This is a genomic window from Faecalibacterium sp. PGM34 (assembly GCF_054456555.1).
Map to the genome: position 1 here is coordinate 303,752 of NZ_CM136898.1, position 19,841 is coordinate 323,592.

Below are 19,841 nucleotides of genomic sequence, written 5' to 3' on the forward strand. Positions count from 1 at the left end.
TTTGTTTATAGTTGAAGTTTCTTCTACTATGATAACGAAAATATCCGCATTTATCAAGCCTTCAGCGATAAATGCGGATATCGGGATCAATTTTTAAGGGGGTCACAGGGCGGCTTCCGGCTGGGCTTCGTCCTCTTCCATCAGCCGCAGACCGGCGGTATCGGTCACCGGCAGCGAGAACACGATAGCACCCGCCTTGGGGTTTGCCCCCTCCATGATGGCTTTCATGATGGTGTTTTTCTGGCTGGTGCGGCTGACAATGAGCACCAGCTCCTTTTTGTTCACCAGCTCCACGCCCAAAAAGGCGGCTGCACCCTCCATGCCGGTGCCCGGCACATCGATCTGCATTTTGCGGCGCAGATCCTTCTGGATCTTCTGCCAGCTTTCTGCCATTACCACGGCCAGCAGCACCGCCTGCGGCGCCTCCAAAAGCTTTTCCCGCAGCTTGGGGAGTGATCGTCTGAGAATGATGTCCACCGCCTTTCGTCTGTATCCTGTTTGTACACTTTTGCACAAGATATATTTATAGTATACGGATTTAGGGAGATGCCGTTAATCCCCAAAAGGAAAAAGCTTGAGCAAGTTCCATAAATTGTAAAAATATATTACTCACCTTTATGTTCTTCCCCGTGAAAATGGAATACCGGAGCGTCCGCAGACGCTCCGGTATTCCGAACTTATAAATAATTTTTCCGCTGAATATGGCCAAAGCGCACGCGGCGGCCATTCAAAATCGTCCCGCTTTACGCCTTTTTCGGCTTCAGCCAGCCGTCCACGGCGGCTACCAGTGCCTTGCCCCGGCGGCCCAGCAGGCGGGGCAGCAGCACCCGCGCCATCGCCCATACGCCCGCAAAGTTGTACAGGATGATAACCAGCGTAATCAGCCCCGTCCACAGCCCGTACAGCGGCGGCTCTGCCAGCAGCACAAAGGCCTCAAATACCAGTGCGGCGGCATTTGCCAGCACCCGCGCCGGGTGGACGTGCATCCCGATCATGCGGCGGGCGTCCACCGCACGCAGGGTGAACACCAGCGCAAGGCCAAGGAAGGACGCATAGGTCGCGCCCACAGGCCCCCACAGCTTGATGAAGAAATAGTTCATGATGCAGTTGCTGATAGCACCCGCCATCATGGTGACCATGCTGCGGTCAGACTTTTTGGTCACCACATAGACGCTGTTCATGAACTGGTTGAAGCAGCTGCAGGTGGAAGCCATCACAAGGAACGGTACAAAGTGCCATGCGTAATAGTAGTTGGACTTCATGACGTGCATCACCGGGCGGCACAGCCAGATAATGCCCGCCGCACAGCAGAACAGCACGCTGGAATAGGTGCGGAAGATCTGGGTAAAGAACCGGGCGCGCCCTTCCTCCTCGGTGACAGCGGAAAGCTGCCACGCATCGTAGAAGATCAGACCCAGCGTGGTCAGGATGGTGGGCAGGAAGTAGCCGGTGGAAAGCAGGCCGCTCCATGCGTTGCCGGTGCGCCCATCCAGTCCTTCGCACATTTCGCGCACAAAGAACAGGTCGGAGGCGTTGATGATCCAGAAGCTGATCTGCGCCGGGATCATGGGCAGCGAGAAGTTGAGCATCTGCCGCCACAGCTTTTTGTTGATGCCCTTCAGCTCCACATAGTTCCACAGCTTGCCGGTAAACAGCAAAAACAGCACGCTGGTCAGGTCACCGCTGATGATGGCCAGCAGGTAGCCGTTGGCGCCCCACTTGAAGCCCACCAGATACAGCACATAGAACGCCATGGTCGCCACGGTGCACAGCACGCCGTCCACTGCCACAAGCTTATTCCACTGGCGGCTGCGCACGAACTGGGTGCACAGGGTACGTAGGCAGCTCATGAGCACATAAATGTAGATCAGCAGGCCGTACTGCGCCATATCCGGCAAAAACTGGGTGACCGGCCAGCACAGCACCAGAATGCCAAAGCCGCCCAGAATGGTCAGCAGGCCATTGGTGAACACCTGTTTTTCGCTGTTGCCCTTGTCCAGACCAAAGCGGATGATGGCGTTGGACATGCCCATGGACACAAAGGGGATGAGCAGGTTTGCGTACTGGCTCAGGATCTTGGACAGACCCAGATCCGAGATCTCCGCCATGGCGTAGGTCAGAAAGGGCTGTACGATCAGGGTAAGCAGCTTGGACGAAAAGCTGGAGATTGCAAAGATCAAAGTATTACCGGCAAGCTTGGAATATTTATCGCCGGTCTTTTTTTCGTTTTCCAAGGGAATTTCCCTCCGTTTTTACGATAGATTATTTTTTCAGCAGTTCCCGCCGGGCTTTCCAGTCCGGCAGCAGCTTTTCCACTTCTGCCCAGAAAGCCGGGCTGTGGTTCAACTGCAAAAAGTGGCAGTACTCGTGTACTACCACATAGATCTGCGCCGCAGGGGGCTGGTTATACAGCTGCAAGGCAAGGGTGATCTGCCGCTTGGCCGGGCAGCACACGCCCCAGCGGCTGGTCATACTGCGCACTTTCAGGATGGGCTTCTGCCCACCCAGCACCCCGGCAAAGGCCGGGTAGACCTTATCGCTCATGGCGGTAAAGTAGGCCAGCGCCGTGGCCTTGTCCGGCAGGTCGGCGTTATCCTTGTTCCGCTTGGCGATGTTCTTCACCCGGGTGTCCCGGATCCACTGGGCGTTTTGCAGCACAAAACGGTCAGCCTGCTCCAGACTGGCCGTCAAAGGGATGCTTACCATCACGGTGCCGTTGCTGCGCACCCGCAGATGCAGCTGCTTTACCTTTTTGCGCACCAGCTCGTACTGGATGCCCTCCACGCTGCGCAGCTGGGCGCACGGCTTTGCCGCCACCTCAGGCCTTGCTCCGCATCAGGCGGCCAAGGGGTAGCTGTGCCAGCACCACGGCGGCAAACAGCAGCACGCAGCCGGAGGCTTCCCGGAAAGAAAGGTTCTGGTGCAGCAGCAGCCAGCCGCCCAAGGCGCTGAATACGCTTTCCAGACACATAATCAGGCTTGCCACAGCGGGGTTCAGGCCCCGCTGACCCAGAATCTGCAGCGTGTAGGCCACGCCGCTGGACATGATGCCGCAGTACAGGATGGGCACGGCGAAGGTGACAAATTCTGCCATGGCAGGCTGCTCGAACAAAAACGCCGCCACGGTGCTTTCCACCGACACCACAAAAAACTCCACGAGGCTCAGGCGCACACCGTCCATCTGCGGGGAGAAATGATCCACCGCCATGATCTGGAAGCTGAACAGCACCGCGCACAAAAGCAGCAGCCAGTCGCTGCTCTGGATGCTGCCAAAGCCGTCCTTCATGCACAGCAGGTACAGCCCCACTACGGCAATGGTCATGCTCACCCACAGCTGCGCGCTGCCCTTGCGGCCCAGAAACAGGCCGAACACCGGCACCAGCACCACATACATAGCGGTCAGGAAGCCCGCCTTTGCGGTGGAGGGGTCCAGCGTGATGCCCAGCTGCTGCGCCGCACTGGCCAAAAACAGCAGCGTGCCGCACACAAGCCCGGCTTTCAGCAGCAGCTTGCGCTCGGCTGCGGTCTTGGGCTTGCCGTCCGGCCTGCCCTGCCGGTGGTGCAAGGCGTCAAACGCCTTGACCGTGGGGATCAGCACCAGCACCGCCATCCAGCTGCGCCCCGCCAGAAAGGAGAACGCGCCCATGCCGGAACCGGCGCTCTGCGCCACAAAGGCTGTGCCCCAGATCAGGGCGCACAGCATCAGTAACATTGAATTTTTCGTCTGGTTCGTCATCCGGCAATGCCCTCCACCTTCAGCAGGCCGTACAGGTAGTACCGGCTGGAATCATAGGAGATGGTCACGCGGTACTGCGCCGCCGGGTCCAGCCCGGAAATGGTGCAGCGGTAGTCGGTGCCATCGGTCTTGACGTAGTAGGTGCTGTCCGGCACATACGCTGCGCCGCCGTCCACCTTTTTCCACAGTGCAACCTTGAACTTCTGGGTGCCCTCGGCGGTGCCGCAGGCCATAATGTTCAAACTGCCGCCCGGCACGGTAAAGTAGCCGGTGTTGCGGCTCCAGATGCCATTGAATACCGCGTACAGGCAGCCGTCTGCGGTGGCGGTGGCATACTTTGCCGAGGCATCCGCAATGCCCTGAATGATCAGTGGGTCGGTGGTGGATTCCGCCCAGCGGGTGGTGTCCTCCTCCTGCACTTCCTCGGAGTGACCTGTCACCTTCTGCGCCACCTTTTTCAGGGTTTCCTTGCAGCCGGTCAGGCTAAGCACCATCACCGCCGCCAGCAGCAGTGCCAAAAGCTGTTTTTTCATCTTCATAGCTTTCCTCATAGAAACAAAGAAACTTTTCTTTTTCGTGCGTCTCTGCCAACGGGCAGATACAGGGTAAGTATACCGCATTTTGCCGCTCTGCACAAGATACCTGCATTTATTTTGTGCGGTTTGCCGCCTGTTTCTGCACAAATTTTCACCCATTCAGCGCCCGCAGCGCCGCGCACTCGGCCCCGGCCAGCGCGGGAGCCTCCGGCCCGAACAGGCTGCCGTAGCGGTACAGCGCCCAGCCGCCCGCCGCCTGCTGCCGCAAGTCCTTTACCTGTGCCGCCAGCGCGCTGCCGGTGCTCCAGCCGGACACGCTGTCCGGGTTCGCGCCGCCGTCCCCGGTGCCCACCCGGTACGCGCCCAGCCCGAAATACAGCGCCACATCCCCCGCCCGGGGGTAGGCAAGCCACGCCGGGACGATGTTTTCAAAGGCAAAGCGGGTGCTGCCGGAGTGCAGGGTAAAGCCGTAGCCCCAGTACACCTGCGGGCAGAGGTAGTCGATGACCTTCTCCTCCCCGCCCGCCGCCAGCCATGCGGTCACATCGCTGTACTGCTGGTCAAGGTCGTTATCCGGGTTGCCCTGCGGGCTGATACCGAACCGCAATGTGGGGTCTGCCGCCTTTACGGTGCGGTACACTTTCGCCACCAACGCGGTAACGTTCTGCCGCCGCCACGCGGCAAGGTCGGCTGCGCCGCTTGCCGCAAACTGCACCGCGTCCACGGCGGCATCGGTGGTGGGGTAAAAGTAATCGTCAAAGTGGATGCCGTCCACCGGATAGTTCTGCACAAGCTCTGCCACCCCCTGCACCACATAGTCTGCGGCGGCGGGCACGGCGGGGTTCAGGTACAGCCCCTCCCCGGCGGTGCACAACCAGTCCGGGTGGGTGTTGGCCAGATTATTCTCCGCCAGATTCGGCGGCATCGCCGCCGAGGAGCGCAGGCGGTAGGGGTTGACCCACGCCTCCACCCCGATGCCCCGGCGGTGCGCCTCGGTAAGAAAGACATCCAGCGGGTCAAAGCCGGGGTCTTTGCCCTGCACCCCGGTGCACAGATGGCTCCACGGGAACAGGCTGCTGCGGTACAGTGCATCCCCGAAGGGGCGCACCTGTGCCAGTACGGTGTTCAGTCCCAGCCCGGCGCAATTGTCCAGCAGCTGCGCCGCCCCGGCGCGGAAGGTGTCCTCGGTGGAGAAATCCAGCAGTGCCCAGTCCAGATAGCTCACCCACACCGCCCGCCACTCCCCGGCGGGCAGGGCGGGGTTGGGTGCCGGAGGCGTATCCTGCCCTGAGGCGGCAGTGTGGTCTGCATCGCTTTTCTGCCGCAGGTACCACCCCGTTGCCGCACAGGCCGCTGCGCCCGCACCAGCCAGAAAGGCTCTGCGGCCAAAGCGGCGTTTTGCCTTGGCTTTAGACGTCCTGCGGCGCTGGGTCACAGGGTCTCCTCCTGGGTCTTATACAGGGTAAGCCCTGCCCAGCCCCGGGCGCAGGTCAGCAGCACGAACATGATATTCGTCCAGAAGGCAAGGCCGCTCATGCCCGCGTACTTGGTCAGCATCCAGAACACCAGCCGCAGCACCTCGGCGGCGCTCACCAGCTGCAGCTGCCGCTGGATGGGTCTGCCGCGCTCGTACTCGGTGGCAAGCAGCGCAGGCCACACCAGCGCCGAGCAGATATCGCCCGCCCAGCCGCTGGCACCCAGCTTGCTGAGCATCAGCACCACGAACACGCCGGTGTAGTTGCGTTTTTCCCTTGCCGGTGCGCCCTTTTGCGCCGCCAGAAACAGCACCGCGATGCCGGTAAGGCAGAATACGATCATTTCCAGCCCGGAAAAATCCATCCCGCCCAGCACGGCAAAGCCGCCCAGCATGGACACTGCCGCCGCAGCCAGTAAAAAGAAATACCATGTCTTGCGTGTAAATTTAAGCTTCATGAGCCCCTCCCCCCGGGCGTTTGCGCCCGGCTTGCAGAAAAATTTAAAAAAGAATTGTAAATATTATAGCACAAACCCCCGCAGGTTGTGTTACAATAAGGAAAACTCTTTTGGGGAGGGTCTTTCCATGAACGCTGTCGTTTCCGTCTGTCTTTTAGCCTGTGCGCTGGGCATCATCGTGTATCTGCTCTCCCGGCGGGAGACAAACCGCCGCAGCCAGTACGGCCCCGCCGGCCTGTCCGAGTTCCGCACTAGCCTTGCGCTGGACGAATGCTTTGACCGTCTGGACACCCACAGCGACTCAGACCTCTTTGCCTACGAGTGCCGCCGGGAGAACGACGGCGGCTTTCTGCTGCACCTGACGCTGCACCAGCCCAGCCAGCAGCCGCTGGACACTTTGTACACCCTGCGGCTGGACCCCGGCCGCCAGACCGTGGTAACCCTCATCTTTATCCGGGAGGCCTTTGGCTACAAGGAGCCTCTGTTCCCGCCCGCCATGCTGGACGAATTTATGCTGCAAAAGCTGGATGCCCGCCGCACCAAATGATTTTTGCGGAAAATGCTTTCCTTTTTGCGCGGTTTTTGCTATACTAGTGCGTGTTGCAGCAATGCAGCACCACATACGGGCCAGTAGCTCAGCTGGTCAGAGCTGGCGGCTCATAACCGCTTGGTCGCGGGTTCAAGTCCTGCCTGGCCCATACGAAAAAAGACACCCTTCCGGGTGTCTTTTTTGTATTTCAGGCTTCTTTATTCCCCATCCTCTGCGGGCAGCTGGTTCCACAGGCGGTAGTAGACGCCCTGCTTTTCCAGCAGCTGGGCGTGGGTACCCTCTTCCACGATGCCCTCCTCGCCCAGCACAAGGATACGGTCGTAGTCCTTGATGGTGGTCAGGCGGTGGGCGATGGTCAGGGTGGTGCGGCCGTGCGCCAGCTTTTCAAGGCTCTGCCCCACAAGGATCTCGCTCTCGTTATCCAGTGCGCTGGTGGCTTCGTCCAGAATCAGGATGGGCGGGTTCTTCAAGAACACCCGGGCAATGGCGATGCGCTGCTTCTGTCCGCCGGAAAGCTTGACGCCGCGCTCGCCCACATAGGTGTCGTAGCCGTCCTTCAGCGCAAGGATGAACTTTTCCGCGCCCGCCAGACGGGCGGCTTGCTCGATCTCCTGCCGGGTGGCGCCGGGCTTGCCGTAGGCGATGTTCTGCGCCACCGTGCCGCTGAACAGGTACACGTCCTGCTGCACGATGCCGATATCCTGCCGCAGGCTCTTCAGGGTGACACGGCGGATGTCCTGCCCGTCAATGAGGATGCGGCCGCTGGTCACCTCATAAAAGCGGGGGATCAGGTTGCACAGGGTGGTCTTGCCGCCGCCGGAGGCTCCCACCAGCGCCAGACGCTCCCCGGCGCGGATGTCCAGACTGACGTCGTGCAGCACCTTGTTGTGGTCGTCCGGGTACTCAAAGCACACCTTCTCGAACCGGATCTCGCCGGGGCCGGGCTGCAATGGCACTGCGTCCGGTGCGTCCTTGATGGCAACCGGGGTATCCATGATCTCGGCAAAGCGCTCGATGCCGGTCATGCCGCGCTGGAACTGCTCGGCAAACTCCACGATGCGCCGGATGGTGGCGATAAGGGTGGTGACGTAGAGCATATACGCCACCAAGTCACCGGCAGTAATTTTACCGTACACCAGCGACAGGCCGCCCGCCAGAATGACCACCAGATACATCAGGCCGTCAAACAGGCGGGTGGAGGTGTTGAAGGCGCCCATGGCGTAGTAGCCAAGGGTCTTGATCTGCTCAAAGGCGCGGTTGCCCTTGGCAAACTTCTCCTGTTCCTCGTCCTCGGCGGCAAAAGCCTTGACTACGCCCTGTCCCAGCAGGCTGTCCTCGATGGTGGAGTTCAGCTCGCCGATCTGGACGCGCTGCTGGCGGAACCGCGCCCGCAGACGGCCGTTCAGGTACACCGACACCACGCCCATCAGCGGCACGCAGGCAAACACCGCTAAAGTCAGCGGGATGCTGGCGCGGCACAAAATGACAAAGGAAGCCACGATCTTGATGCCCGCGATGAAAAATTCCTCCGGGCAGTGGTGGGCGAACTCGGTCACGTCAAACAAATCGTTGGTGATGCGCCCCATGATGGTGCCCACCTTGGTGTTGTTGTAGTAGGTGTGATCCAGCTGCAAAAGATGGTCAAAGGCATCCCGGCGCATATCCGTTTCAATATGCACGCCCATGATATGGCCGATGCTGGACATATAGTAGCTGGCTGCGCCGTCGATGATGCGCAGCACAAAGTAGAGCGCCGCCAGCTTCAGCACGATGCCCGCCGTCAGGGTGATGCCCACCCCCATAGCGGAGTTGGTGATGATGCTCATGATCTTGGGCAGCACGATATCGCACAGGGTGGTCAGTGCTGCACAGAACAGATCAAGGCACAGCACCATCTTATAGTTTGCCAGATAGGGCAGAAAACGCCGGATCAGCGCACCGCTGCTTGCGTGGTGCGCCCCGGGGTCGTTGGTCTTGGTTTTCGACATGGTTCCTCCGTTTTTATCGTTACTTTTTACTGTAATCCCGCGCGCCGTAGATGGCGGTGCCGATGCGCACAAGGGTTGCGCCCTCGCGGATGGCGTTTTCAAAATCGCCGCTCATGCCCATGGAAAGGGTCTGCATCTCCACGTTGCGGTAACCGCGCTCCCCCGCCCGGACGAACAGCTGATACACCTGCGCCAGATAGCGGCGGTTCCGGGCATCATCGTCATTTACGGGCGGGATGGCCATCAGGCCCTTGACCCGGATATGCTGTTGTGCGGCGGCGGTGTCCAGCAGCGGCCAGAGCAGCTCCGGCGCGGCGCCGGCCTTGCTCTCCTCCCCGCCGATGTTCACCTCCAGCAGGATGTCCTGCACGATGCCGGCTTTGGCGGCTTCCTTCTCGATGGCAAGCAGCAGATGTTCGCTGTCCACGCTCTGGATCAGGCTTGCCCGCCCCAGCACCTTTTTGATCTTATTGGTCTGCAAATGGCCGATAAAATGGCTGGGCTTACCGCAGTAAGCCCCGGCATCGTAGTTTGTACACAGCTCCTGCACATGGTTCTCGCCAAACAAGTCAATAGGCAGGGCAGCACTGGCTGCAATGGTCTGCGCCGTGCGGGTCTTGCAGGCGGCGCACAGCTGCACCGCTGCCGGGTCGCGCCCGGCTTCCCGGGCGGCGGCTGCCATCTTTTCCCGGATCCCGGCGACAGCCTGCCGCATCTCTTCCAACGTTTTTTCTGCCATCTCGCTCAATCCTCCTCGGTATAGCGGGCGCGTTCGCCGCCGATCAGCTTCGGGCGGGTGTAGGCGCACAGAATGTTTGCTTCGCCAATCTTATTAAGGCTCAGCCGCACCGGCACCGCCACCCGCTTCAGGTGCATCCCGATCAGGGTGCCGCCGATGTCCATGCCCGCGTTGGCGCGGATCTCCTCCACCGCCACCGGGTCTTTGAAGTTTTTCCAGCAGGTAGTGGCCCAGCTTCCGCCCGCATGGGGACGGGGCACGACGCACACTTCTTCCCAGCCGTATTTTTCTGCGGCTTCCCGCTCAAGGATGATGACGCGGTTCAGGTGCTCGCAGCACTGGGCTGCCAGCCAGATGCCTTTTTCTGCCAGCACCGGCGCAGCGCCCGCGTACAGCGCCCGGGCGGCTTCCAGGCTGGAATCCTTGCCGATGTGACCGCCCACCATCTCACTGGAAGAGCAGCCCACCACGAGCACATCTCCCTTTTTCAGCTTTGCCGCAGCCACCAGCTCGGTCATTGCCTGCCGCGCCTCGGTCTCGATCTGTTTTGCAAATGCTTCGGTCATACAAAAACACCTCGCTTATCGGTTTGCAGCCAGCAGGCTGTTTGCCCCTGCTGCACCGAAATATACTTTACTTTCCATCAGACACACCGCCGCGCAGCTGTCCTGTGCAAGGCCGGTAAAGGTCTGCTCCCAAGCTCCGGTGGCAAGGCTTACCGCCTCGGCACAGGGGGTGTCCGCCGTGCGCCGGAACAGCCGCTCCTGCGTATTCTGCCCCGCCCGCAGGGCAATGCCCCGCAGCAGGGTGCTGTCCGCGTTCTTTTCCAGCCAGCTGCTGCGCGCCCAGCGGTAGCTGATGTACAGCGTACCGTCCGTGTCCGCAGCCAGCGCACCGGGATAGCCCGGCAGACCGGCAAAGGCGGCAGTACAGCCCCGTCCCCCGGCGGTCAGCTCCCGGGCAGCGGCATCCACCGCCCAGATGCAGCGGCTGCCAAGGTCGGAGACATACAGGGTGCTGCCGTCCGGGCTGAGTGCCAAACCGGCAGCACCTGCCACCCCGCCCAGCACCTTTTCCACCGTGCGGGCGGCGGGGTCATACACATACACGCAGCCGGTGGCGGTGTGCGCCAGCAGCTCAGTGCGCAGGGCGCTTTCCAGCCCGTTCTCCGCGCCTGCCGCCGCAGCCACCGCAAAATACACCTTGCCCGCCGGGCTTACCTCCACGGCAGATACCGCCCCCAGCGGCGCACCATCCAGCTGGGTGACCACCTGCTCCACCGCTGCGCCCCAGCTGTCGTGCTTGGCGCGGCACAAAGTTCCCCCGGCGGTGGTCAGCTGGGTCAGCCACACATCCCCGGCGGCGTCAAAGGCAAAGCCGGTCAGCTCGCCCTCCACGCTCAGGATGGCGGCAGCGTGCCCGCCGTCGGTACGCACAAGGTCGGTGGTGCGCTTTTTCAATGCAGCACCGTTCCACGCAGCGGCATATAACAGGCCGTCCTTGGCGCGGATGCAGTCCACGCCCTGATACTCCCCCAGCTCCAGCCGGGTCTTGCGGTCGGTGGAAACTGCCGTCTGCATCGCGCCCGTCTCCTGCCGGAGATCGGGGGCTTTATAGGCCTGCGGCGGGGTGTCGATGGGACGGAAGCCCAGCGCATACACCAGCACCAGCAGAATGCCCACCCCGAACACGGTGCTGGCGGTGCGGAACCGCTTGAGCATGGCGTCCCGCTCGGCAGCCATCTGGGCGGCATACTCCGCCCGGCGGCGCGCCGCCATGGCGTTGGCGCGGTTGGCGCGGCGCATCCACCGGTTCACGAACAAAGCCACCCGCGGCCCCACCGTGAGGGACGCAATGGCCAGTATGAGCAAAAATTCGATCAGTCCGATTCGCATAAGCGCTTTTCCTTATCTCTGAAAAACCTGCGGACAGCGCACTGTCCTTTATCGCTAAAGTATAGCATTCCTGCGCAAAAAGGGCAAGCGGAGTGTGATTTTTGCTCCGTGCCTTCCCGTAAAAAGATTGCCGCCCCGCCGCCCGGTGTGGTATACTGGGTGCAGACGGTTTTGTTTTTCCAAACCATTCACTTAAAATTCACAGCTTTTTCCAATTCTTGCATTAAAATAGAGCTGTATATTGATATATGATAGGAGGAGTCCTGTTTTATGGCAAAGATCCTGATCGTTGACGATGAGCCCCGCATCCGGGAGCTGATCCACGAGCATCTGCAATATTCCGGTTACGTCTGCGAGGAAGCCGGAGACGGCTCTGCGGCGCTGGCACAGCTGTCCGGCGGCGGGTTTGATCTGGTGATCTTAGACCTGATGATGCCCTTTATGGACGGCATGACCTGCCTGCGGGAGATGCGCGCCCGCCACATCAATACCCCGGTCATCATCCTGACCGCCCGGGGCGAAGAGTACGACAAACTGGCCGGGCTGGAAAGCGGCGCAGACGACTATGTGGTAAAGCCCTTCTCCCCCCGGGAGCTGGTGGCGCGGGTGCGCGCGGTGCTGAACCGCACCATGCCCCGCCCCACCGAGGCCGCCGACACCATGACCTTTGGCGAGCTGACCATCGACACTGCCAGCCATACCGTGCGGGTGTCCGGCGAGGAGATCGCCCTGACCCCCAAAGAGTTTGACCTGCTGGTATTTCTGGCCTCCAACAAGGGCATTGCCCTGAGCCGGGAAAAGATCCTGCAGAAGGTGTGGAACTACGACTACTTCGGCGAGGACCGCACCGTGGACACCCATGTAAAGATGCTGCGCGGCCATCTGGGCAAATGCCGCAGCTACATTGCTACGGTATGGGGCATCGGCTATAAGTTCGACCCCGATGCCGCCCGTTGACTGAAGGAGCGTGCGGTTCATGCGGCAAACCACCAAAGCACGGCATACCCTTGGCATCCGCGGGCAGCTGATGTGGTTTTTGTGCTTCATCTGCCTGTTTCTGCTGGGGCTGTTCTGGCTGCTGTCCACCCAGCTGCTGGAGCCCTTGTACACCAAGCACATCGAGACCCAGCTCACCAATCAGGCCGACAGCATCGTGGAGCGGCTGGACGACGCCATTGCCGAGGGCAAGGTGCTGTCCAGCTGGTCTTTTGGGCAGCTTGCGGTCAACAGCGATTTTTTTGATAAGCTCACGCTGGAACTGTACACCAAGGGCACTTTGAACAGCTTCTGCGTGGATATCTCGGACACCACCCTGCACACCATTTATAAGATCGAGAACCAGTCCTTCTGCAACCTGCACGGCACCTATCTTTCGGATTCTGCCAACAACGATAAGATCATTGCCACCGCCCTTGCCATGCGGCGCAAGTGCCGCAGCATGGGCAGCTTTGTGCAGACGCTCAACCCGCCCCGGCTCTCCGGCTCGGCGCAGCTATTGGTGGGGCGCACCACGGCAGACGGCAGCTACACCGTACTGGTGACCACCAGCCTTGTGCACGTTGCCGAGGCCGGAAAGGTGCTCAGCACCCTGCTGCCGCTGGCGGCAGCGCTCATCTTCGGCTTTGCCATATCGGCAGCGTGGCTGTTCAGCGAGTGGTTCACAAAGCCGCTGCGCCAGCTTTCCAGCGCGGCGCGGCAGATGGCGCTGGGCAACTACGCCGTGCAGGTGGACAACCGCCGCAACGATGAGCTTGGCGACCTTGCCCGGGACTTCAACCACATGGCCGAGGAGGTGCAGCACGCGGTGCAGATGCAGCGCGATTTGCTGGCTAACGTCTCCCACGACCTGCGCACCCCGCTGACCCTTATCAAGGGCTACGCCGAGACGGTGCGCGATCTGACCGGCGACGATAAGGCGCACCGGGACGAGCAGATGAATATCATCGTGGACGAGGCCGACCGCCTGACCGCGCTGGTGTCCAGCGTGATGGAGCTGAGCAAAGTGACCAGCGGCACCTACAAGTGCGAGCGGGTGCACTTTGACATGGGGCAGCTGTGTGATGAAGTAAGCGAGCGCTACGACGCCGTCTGCGCCCAGAACGGCTGGCAATTGCAGCTGGAACTGCCGGAAGAAGAACTGCCGGTCTATGCCGACCCGGATATGATGCAGCGTGCGCTGCACAACCTGCTGGGCAACGCCATGCACCACATCGGCAAGGACGGAATCTTTATCCTGCGCGCCTTCCGCTGCTCTGAGGGCGTGCGGGTAGAGGTGGAGGACCACGGCCCGGGCATTGCCGCCGCCGACCTGCCCTATATCTTTGACCGGTACTACCGCTCCCGCTCGGACGCAGGCAAGCAGGGCACCGGTCTGGGGCTTTCCATCACCAAGGCCATCTTCCAGCAGCACAGCTTCCGCTTTGGCGTGCAAAGCACCGTAGGCAAGGGCACCACCTTCTGGTTCGTCATGAGCGATTTACCCTATGTGGACGATTTTGAGGGCAAGTGAGCACCCCCTGTGATACAGAAAAAGCACCGGCAGTTTTCCAGATCTTCCAATCGGGAAACTGCCGGTGCTTTTATTATGTTCCGCTCTCTGCCGTATGGTAGATGCCAAAGGTGTTGTCCGGGGCGGGCATCTCCACCCGGGAGGCGCGGTCGTTCACCGCCCACATCATAGCGCCCATGGCACCCAGCACCACCAGAATGATGAGCCATTTTACTGCATTGGGTAATTTTTTCATCCCGTTATCCTTTCCGTAGTCTCCATGCGGCACTTCTGCCGGGCAGTGCGCAGCAGTGCAGCGGCTTCAGCCGCCGAAAGCGCCTGCACCCAGCCGGGGCGCTCCCCTGTACCCGCGCCGGTGCTGCCTGCTTCGGCAAAGCCGGCCAGCGCCGTGTCGGTGCGGTCGTTCCAGCCGGCAAAGCCTTCCGGTGCAATGTGCGCCCCAAGGCGGCAGTCCAGCACCGCCGTTTTGCCGGTAGGCCGCCACGGCCTGCCCAGATACACGCTGCCCGCCGGGCAGTCCGAGACAAAATCGCAGTCCCAGAACACAAAGCCCAGCCCATCCGCCGCACCGGAAGGCGCGGTGACCCAGCTGTGCGCAAGACCGTTATCCACCGTGCGCAGGGTGCAGTGCTCAAACAGGGCGTCTGCCCCGCCAAAGATAAAATCAATGTCCCCGGCAATTTCGCAGGCGTGGTAATACTGCGCACTTGCCCGGCGGGGTGCCAGCGCGCGCGGGCCCAGAAAGCCGTCCTTCTCCCGCTCTTTCTCCGGCAGAGGGGCGCAGAACAGGGTATCCTGATTGCCCAGCAGCCGCACCCGGCTGAACGCCGCCCGGGCACTGTCCACATAGGCCGCGATGGCCTGCCCCGCCTTCGCACCGGGGCCTGCATCGTTTTCAATGGTCATATCCTCCACCCGCAGCTTTTCGCCGCTGAAAAAGGCGGTGTAGCTGCGGAAGGTGTGGGTAGGCCGCCCGTCCGGGTGCAGCAGCTTGCCGCCGTCGTTCCATACCAGCCGGGTGGCATCCATGCCCGCGCCCGCAAGGGTGATCTCCTTCTTCTCACAAACCAGCTTTTCCCGGTAAATGCCCGGCGCGATGCGGATGACCGCAGGGCAGTCGTAGGGCACCGCCAGCACCGCCTCGGAAATGGTGGTAAACTGTCCGCTGCCGTCAGGTGCAACGTTGATGGTAAGCATAAGCCGCCTCCTGTGCCCGGCACTGCCGGGCTGAAAAATATGTTTCCAGTATACCCCTCCTTCCCGCAAATTGCAACGGAAACTCTGCCGCTGTCACCCGCTCTTTTCCAGCCGGAGCACGGCGGCGGTGATATCGTCCGGGCGGCCGGTCTTTTGTGCGCGGATGCGGGCGGTCTCCACCAGCGTCTCGGCAAGCTTTTCCGGTGCGTCCCCTGCCGCCGCCGAAAGCTCCACCTGCTTTGCCACCCAGCCCGCGCCGTCCACCAGCAAGCCGTCCGATACCAGCACCGCGTAGTCCCCGGCGGTCAGGTGCACCACCCGGCTCTGTCCGTTCACCCCGCCCAGCACCCCCATGGGCAGAGTAGCTTCGCCCACAGCCCGCACCCGCCCGCCATGCACCAGAAACCCCGGGGCAGCCCCGGCCTTGAACAGCCGCGCCGTGCCGGTGTATAAGTCCACGCTGATCAGGTCCAGCGTTGCGCCGCTCTCGTCCTCGCTTTTCAGCGCCAGCGCCACGTTCACCAGCCGCGCCGCCAGCTCGGCGGTAAAGCCCGCCTTGAGCAGCCGGGCGGTCAGCTCTGCCGCAAGATTGCCGTCCACCGCCGCCGGGCGTCCGGTGCCCATGCCGTCACATAAGATCATCTGCGCCGCCGTAGGGCTGCAAAATTGCTGCACTGCATCGCCGGAAACCTCACCCCGGGCGGCAGCGCTTGCCGCCCCGAACACCGCCCGCAGCGTCGGTCTTTCGCTGAACAGCAGGGTGGTCATGCCCTTGCAGGAAAGCACCTGCGGCACCTCCAGCGTGCGGCGGCAGATATGTCCCACCTCCCCCGCCAGCGCTGCCAGCTCCTGCGGGGTGAACCGGGTGCGCGGCAGGGTGACGGCGGCATGGGTGCGCCCAAGGTCGTCCAGTGTGACGGCGCACTCCTGCGGCGGGGCACCCAGCCCGGTGAAGAACTCCGCCACCCGGCTGGATTTATAGGGCTCCGGGTCGCCGGGGCGTCCCAGCTGCTCGCTGAGCACCCCAAGCGCCTCGGCTACGGCGCTGTACTGCTCGGTCAGGGCGGTGCGCATGGCCTCGGAATGGATGCGCGCCTCCTTGCGGCTGCGGTACAGCGCAAAGCTGCGTCCCGCCGCCGCGCACAGCGCCGCCGGGTGGATGCAGCGGGACAATTGCCCGGGCAATTGCGCCGCTTCCACACTGCCATTCTGTTCCAGCAGCGGGCGCAGCGCTTCCATGCCCGCCATGGTAGCGGTGTATTCCTGCTTCCAGCAGGTCTCCCGCCGCCCGCAGTTAAAACAAAGCGTATCATGTACATTGTCTATGACCCAGCGGAAACCCTCCCGCCGCCGGGGCAGGCCCTCGTAGACCGCGTTCACCGTCTCCGCCAGTGAGGAAAGGCTCTGCGCCACGGCTTCCAGCCGGGTGGACGCCGCCGCACTGCGGGCGGGCGCGGGGGCGTTTTCCCCGCTCTGTGAGGGTTCCGCCACCGGAGCCAGCCACCCGCCGGGCAGCAGACAGACCACCGCCATGCCGCCACAGGCGCTGAACAGCAGCCCAAAGGCGTTTCCGGGCGGCTGTACGCAGAGCACCCCGGACACGCACCCGCCCGCGTAGGCGGCAAGGGTCTCCACCCGCCGTCCGGGTGCCAGCACCGCCGCCGCTGCTGTGGCACAGCCCAGCCCCGCTGCCGCCGGGGCAAGGGCGGGGTCTGCGGCGCAGAGGGCTGCACCCAGCACCGCGCTGCCGCTCAGGGCGGCAAGCCTCTGCGCCCGGCAGCACAGCGCCAGCTCCGCGGCGGCACACGCCAGCACCCCGGGCGAAAACCACCCCCACCGCACACTGCCCAGCGCCGCCGCCACGGCTGCGCCCACCAGCAGCGTACCCATGCCCGGGCGCTCCGGGGCAAATTTGCGCAGCCCGAAGCCGATGCCCGCCGCAAGCAATGCGTCCGCCGCGCTGTACAGCAAAAGGTCTGCCCCGCCGCTGCTGCCCAGCGCAAAGCACAGCGCCATGCCGGTCAGGGTGCCGCAGCCCGCCAGCACGGCGGGCATAAACCTTTGCGGCAGCAGCCAGCGGGCTGCCACAGCAGCGCCCAGCGCACACAGCTGACACAGGCTGCGCAGCGAGAGCGCCCCCAGCCCATGGAGCAGCAGCCCCAGCGCCGCCCCTGCCGCGCAGGGGGCAAAGCAGTCCTCTGCCAGACCAAGGGTCAGCCCCAGTCCAAAGGGCATCAGCGCCCCGTACAGCACCGCCCAGCCGCCAGCAAAGCCGATGCCCACCGCTGCCAGCCGCCGCGCCGCCGGGCGCAGCATTGCCCGTGCCGCCAAGGGTGAAGGCTGCAAGCACCGCCCGTCCGAAGATAAAACACCCATCCGCTCTGTCATAAAAATCCCCCGCTTTCCGGCGGGGAATTTTGTTCTGTTCCCCGCACTGTCTGCATATACTGTAACGCGGGGCAGCGGCGCTTTTTGGCGCGGTGCATAGAACCGCCCCAAACCCGCCCAAAGACGCAAAAAAGCCCTGCGGCCGTCATTTTGCCGCAGGGCTTTGGGGGTATTTTGAAAATTAACCGTTCAGCTTTGCAATGGCAGCCTGCACGCGCTGCAGGGTCTTTTCGCGGCCCATCATGCAGGCAAGGTCGGTGCCGCCGCCGGGGGTGCGCTGCTTGCCGGACAGGGCAATGCCCAGCGGGTAGAGCAGCCAGCCGTTCTTTTTGCCCAGCTCCTCTGCCTTGGCCTTGCAGGCATCAAACACGGCATCGCGGTTCGCAAAATCCAGCGTCTCGTCGCTCAGCACCGGCAGCAGGGCTTCCAGTGCTTCCTTGGCAGTTTCCGGGGTGGTCTTTTGCTTTTTGTTGGCGTACAGGCTCACGTCGTACTCCGGCATCGCGTCAAAGAAATCCAGCTGCTCGGGGATCTCGCCCAGCACCTCGCACCGGGGCTGCAGGTTTGCGCACAGCAGCTTTTTGTCGATGGTGCTGTGCACGGCGCTGTTGATCCACGGCTCGGCCTTTTTCTGGAACTCCTCGGGGCTCAGGCGGCGGATATACTCCGCATTGATGGCGCGCAGCTTGAGGGGGTCGAAGATGGCGGGAGACTTGGAGATGCCCTCCGGGGACCAGATCCTGACCAGCTCCGGCAAGGAGAAGATCTCCTGCTCGGCGTACTCGCCGCGGGGGCTCCAGCCCAGCAGGCAGATATAGTTCAGCACCGCCTCGGTCAGGTAGCCCTTTTCCACCAGATCCTGATAGCTGGCATCGCCGTTGCGCTTGGACAGCTTATTCTGTGCGTCCTTCATCACCGGCGGGCAGTGGATATAGGTGGGGATGTCCCAGCCAAAGGCCTGATACAGCAGGTTATACTTGGGGGTGGAGGACAGATACTCGCTGCCGCGGATGACGTGGGTAATGCCCATCAGGTGGTCGTCCACAACGTTGGCAAAGTTGTAGGTGGGCATCCCGTCGGTCTTGATGAGGATCTGGTCGTCCATCTCGCTGTTGTTCACCTCGATGTGGCCGTACACCACATCGTCAAAGCCGGTCACGCCCTCGCGGGGGATCTTCTGGCGGATGACGTAAGGCTCGCCTGCGGCAAGGCGCTTTTCCACTTCCTCCTTGGGCAGTTCGCGGCAGCAGCCGTCGTAGTGAGTCATCTCACCGGCAGCGCGCTGCTCGGCGTGCAGAGCCTCCAAGCGCTCCTCGGTGCAGAAGCAGTAATAGGCCTTGCCCTCTGCCACCAGCTGCTCGGCGTACTGCTTGAACATACCCATGCGCTCGCTCTGCACATAGGGGCCCACGGGGCCGCCGATATCCGGGCCCTCGTCCCACAGAAGGCCGGTCTCCCGCAGGGTGTTGTAGATGACATCCACAGCGCCCTCCACATAGCGGCCCTGATCGGTATCCTCGATGCGCAGGATGAAGGTGCCATCCTCGTGCTTGGCCATCAGGTAGGTGTACAGGGCAGTACGCAGGTTGCCAACGTGCATATAACCCGTAGGCGACGGCGCAAAACGGGTACGGACTTTATTGCTCGGCATAGAAAAACGCTCCTTTATTCTCATGCAAAAAATTTGCGGATAGCTATGTTTTATTGTACTTATTCTGCGCAGATTTGTCAATGCGGGATAATATCATACGTTCCCTGCTCCGCTTTTCTTTTTGTTCGCAATATGCTATACTCAACTCGACAAATCGGAAGTTGGAGGATACACGCATGAAAATTGTAATCATTAATGGAAGTGCCAGAAAAGGAAATACGCTGGCAGCAATCAATGCATTTATAAAAGGAGCGTCAGAAAAGAATAAAATTGAAATCATTGAACCCGACAAACTCAACATTGCACCATGCAAGGGATGTGGTGTCTGTCAATGCTCTAAGGGATGCGTCGATAAGGATGATACAAATCCTACAATTGATAAAATTGCTGCCGCAGATATGATTCTTTTTGCTACACCAGTTTATTGGTGGGGAATGTCAGCACAATTGAAACTTATCATTGATAAGTGCTACTGCCGTGGATTGCAGTTAAAAAACAAAAAAGTTGGCACGATTGTTGTAGGTGGTTCTCCCGTAGGCAGTATCCAGTATGAGCTGATTGATAAGCAGTTTGACTGTATGGCAAAATATCTTTCATGGGATATGCTTTTCAAAAAATCATATTACGCAACCGCCAGAGATGAACTTGAAAAAAATAAGGATTCCATGAACGAACTTGAGTGGATCGGAAAAAATTTATAAAGCACACACCAACTTCCAG

General features: G+C 61.3%; 19 protein-coding genes and 1 tRNA gene. 5 read left to right on the forward strand and 15 right to left on the reverse strand.

Annotation, left to right across the window (positions count from 1 at the left end):
- Positions 1-102: 102 nt before the first annotated feature.
- From ACXPUX_RS01545 to ACXPUX_RS01575, 7 genes are all read right to left on the reverse strand, one after another.
- Positions 103-477 (reverse strand): hypothetical protein, encoded by a 375-nt coding sequence (locus ACXPUX_RS01545; protein WP_458829495.1) that lies wholly within the window; start codon positions 475-477, stop codon positions 103-105.
- A 266-nt stretch (positions 478-743) separates the two neighbouring features.
- Positions 744-2,234, reverse strand: a complete 1,491-nt coding sequence (locus ACXPUX_RS01550; RefSeq protein WP_458829497.1) for a lipopolysaccharide biosynthesis protein — start codon at positions 2,232-2,234, stop codon at positions 744-746.
- A 28-nt stretch (positions 2,235-2,262) separates the two neighbouring features.
- The gene (locus tag ACXPUX_RS01555) at positions 2,263-2,817 is read right to left on the reverse strand and encodes a M48 family metallopeptidase (RefSeq protein ID WP_458829499.1); all 555 of its coding nucleotides are present in this window, start codon (positions 2,815-2,817) and stop codon (positions 2,263-2,265) included.
- 1 nt (position 2,818) lies between these two features.
- Positions 2,819-3,736, reverse strand: a complete 918-nt coding sequence (locus tag ACXPUX_RS01560) for a DMT family transporter (RefSeq protein ID WP_458829501.1) — start codon at positions 3,734-3,736, stop codon at positions 2,819-2,821.
- Positions 3,733-4,275, reverse strand: coding sequence for a hypothetical protein (locus ACXPUX_RS01565; protein WP_458829503.1), 543 nt, complete (start codon positions 4,273-4,275; stop codon positions 3,733-3,735). The genes ACXPUX_RS01560 and ACXPUX_RS01565 overlap by 4 nt, the downstream gene beginning before the upstream one ends.
- A gap of 148 nt (positions 4,276-4,423) precedes the next feature.
- On the reverse strand, positions 4,424-5,707 hold the full coding sequence (locus tag ACXPUX_RS01570; RefSeq protein WP_458829505.1) for a glycoside hydrolase family 10 protein: 1,284 nt from the start codon (positions 5,705-5,707) through the stop codon (positions 4,424-4,426).
- A complete protein-coding gene (locus tag ACXPUX_RS01575) occupies positions 5,704-6,204 on the reverse strand; it encodes a conjugal transfer protein TraD (RefSeq protein ID WP_097779100.1) in 501 nt (166 codons plus the stop codon). Before ACXPUX_RS01575 ends, ACXPUX_RS01570 begins: the two co-directional genes overlap by 4 nt.
- Positions 6,205-6,331: 127 nt before the next feature.
- On the opposite strand from ACXPUX_RS01575, the gene ACXPUX_RS01580 reads away from it, so the two are divergent.
- The gene (locus tag ACXPUX_RS01580) at positions 6,332-6,751 is read left to right on the forward strand and encodes a hypothetical protein (RefSeq protein WP_458829507.1); all 420 of its coding nucleotides are present in this window, start codon (positions 6,332-6,334) and stop codon (positions 6,749-6,751) included.
- 77 nt (positions 6,752-6,828) lie between these two features.
- Positions 6,829-6,902, forward strand: a tRNA-Ile gene (locus ACXPUX_RS01585).
- 49 nt (positions 6,903-6,951) lie between these two features.
- Here ACXPUX_RS01585 and ACXPUX_RS01590 read toward each other — a convergent pair.
- From ACXPUX_RS01590 to ACXPUX_RS01605, 4 genes are read right to left on the reverse strand one after another with little or no spacing between them, the layout of a single operon-like run.
- The gene (locus ACXPUX_RS01590) at positions 6,952-8,742 is read right to left on the reverse strand and encodes an ABC transporter ATP-binding protein (RefSeq protein ID WP_458829509.1); all 1,791 of its coding nucleotides are present in this window, start codon (positions 8,740-8,742) and stop codon (positions 6,952-6,954) included.
- 19 nt (positions 8,743-8,761) lie between these two features.
- Positions 8,762-9,481, reverse strand: coding sequence for a YggS family pyridoxal phosphate-dependent enzyme (locus tag ACXPUX_RS01595; protein WP_458829510.1), 720 nt, complete (start codon positions 9,479-9,481; stop codon positions 8,762-8,764).
- Positions 9,482-9,486: 5 nt separating this feature from the next.
- On the reverse strand, positions 9,487-10,047 hold the full coding sequence (locus ACXPUX_RS01600; protein ID WP_458829512.1) for a TIGR01440 family protein: 561 nt from the start codon (positions 10,045-10,047) through the stop codon (positions 9,487-9,489).
- Positions 10,048-10,062: 15 nt separating this feature from the next.
- Positions 10,063-11,376, reverse strand: coding sequence for an SMP-30/gluconolactonase/LRE family protein (locus tag ACXPUX_RS01605; RefSeq protein ID WP_458829513.1), 1,314 nt, complete (start codon positions 11,374-11,376; stop codon positions 10,063-10,065).
- 270 nt (positions 11,377-11,646) lie between these two features.
- On the opposite strand from ACXPUX_RS01605, the gene ACXPUX_RS01610 reads away from it, so the two are divergent.
- Entirely contained in the window at positions 11,647-12,333 is a 687-nt protein-coding gene (locus ACXPUX_RS01610) for a response regulator transcription factor (RefSeq protein WP_458829515.1), read from the forward strand.
- 19 nt (positions 12,334-12,352) lie between these two features.
- Complete coding sequence (locus tag ACXPUX_RS01615) at positions 12,353-13,885, forward strand: sensor histidine kinase (protein WP_458829517.1); 1,533 nt, start codon at positions 12,353-12,355, stop codon at positions 13,883-13,885.
- Positions 13,886-13,958: 73 nt separating this feature from the next.
- On the opposite strand, the gene ACXPUX_RS01620 is transcribed toward ACXPUX_RS01615, so the two are convergent.
- From ACXPUX_RS01620 to gltX, 4 genes are all read right to left on the reverse strand, one after another.
- On the reverse strand, positions 13,959-14,120 hold the full coding sequence (locus ACXPUX_RS01620) for a hypothetical protein (protein ID WP_005921947.1): 162 nt from the start codon (positions 14,118-14,120) through the stop codon (positions 13,959-13,961).
- Positions 14,117-15,082 carry a pectinesterase family protein gene (locus ACXPUX_RS01625; protein WP_458829519.1) on the reverse strand — a complete coding sequence of 322 codons (966 nt, stop codon included), beginning with the start codon at positions 15,080-15,082 and terminating at the stop codon, positions 14,117-14,119. Before ACXPUX_RS01625 ends, ACXPUX_RS01620 begins: the two co-directional genes overlap by 4 nt.
- A gap of 93 nt (positions 15,083-15,175) precedes the next feature.
- Positions 15,176-17,470, reverse strand: a complete 2,295-nt coding sequence (locus tag ACXPUX_RS01630; RefSeq protein ID WP_458829521.1) for a SpoIIE family protein phosphatase — start codon at positions 17,468-17,470, stop codon at positions 15,176-15,178.
- A 181-nt stretch (positions 17,471-17,651) separates the two neighbouring features.
- Positions 17,652-19,121 (reverse strand): glutamate--tRNA ligase, encoded by a 1,470-nt coding sequence (gltX, locus tag ACXPUX_RS01635; RefSeq protein ID WP_458829523.1) that lies wholly within the window; start codon positions 19,119-19,121, stop codon positions 17,652-17,654.
- A 176-nt stretch (positions 19,122-19,297) separates the two neighbouring features.
- Here gltX and ACXPUX_RS01640 point away from each other — a divergent pair, with 176 nt between their 5' ends.
- Positions 19,298-19,822 carry a flavodoxin family protein gene (locus tag ACXPUX_RS01640; RefSeq protein ID WP_117538434.1) on the forward strand — a complete coding sequence of 175 codons (525 nt, stop codon included), beginning with the start codon at positions 19,298-19,300 and terminating at the stop codon, positions 19,820-19,822.
- Positions 19,823-19,841: the final 19 nt, after the last annotated feature.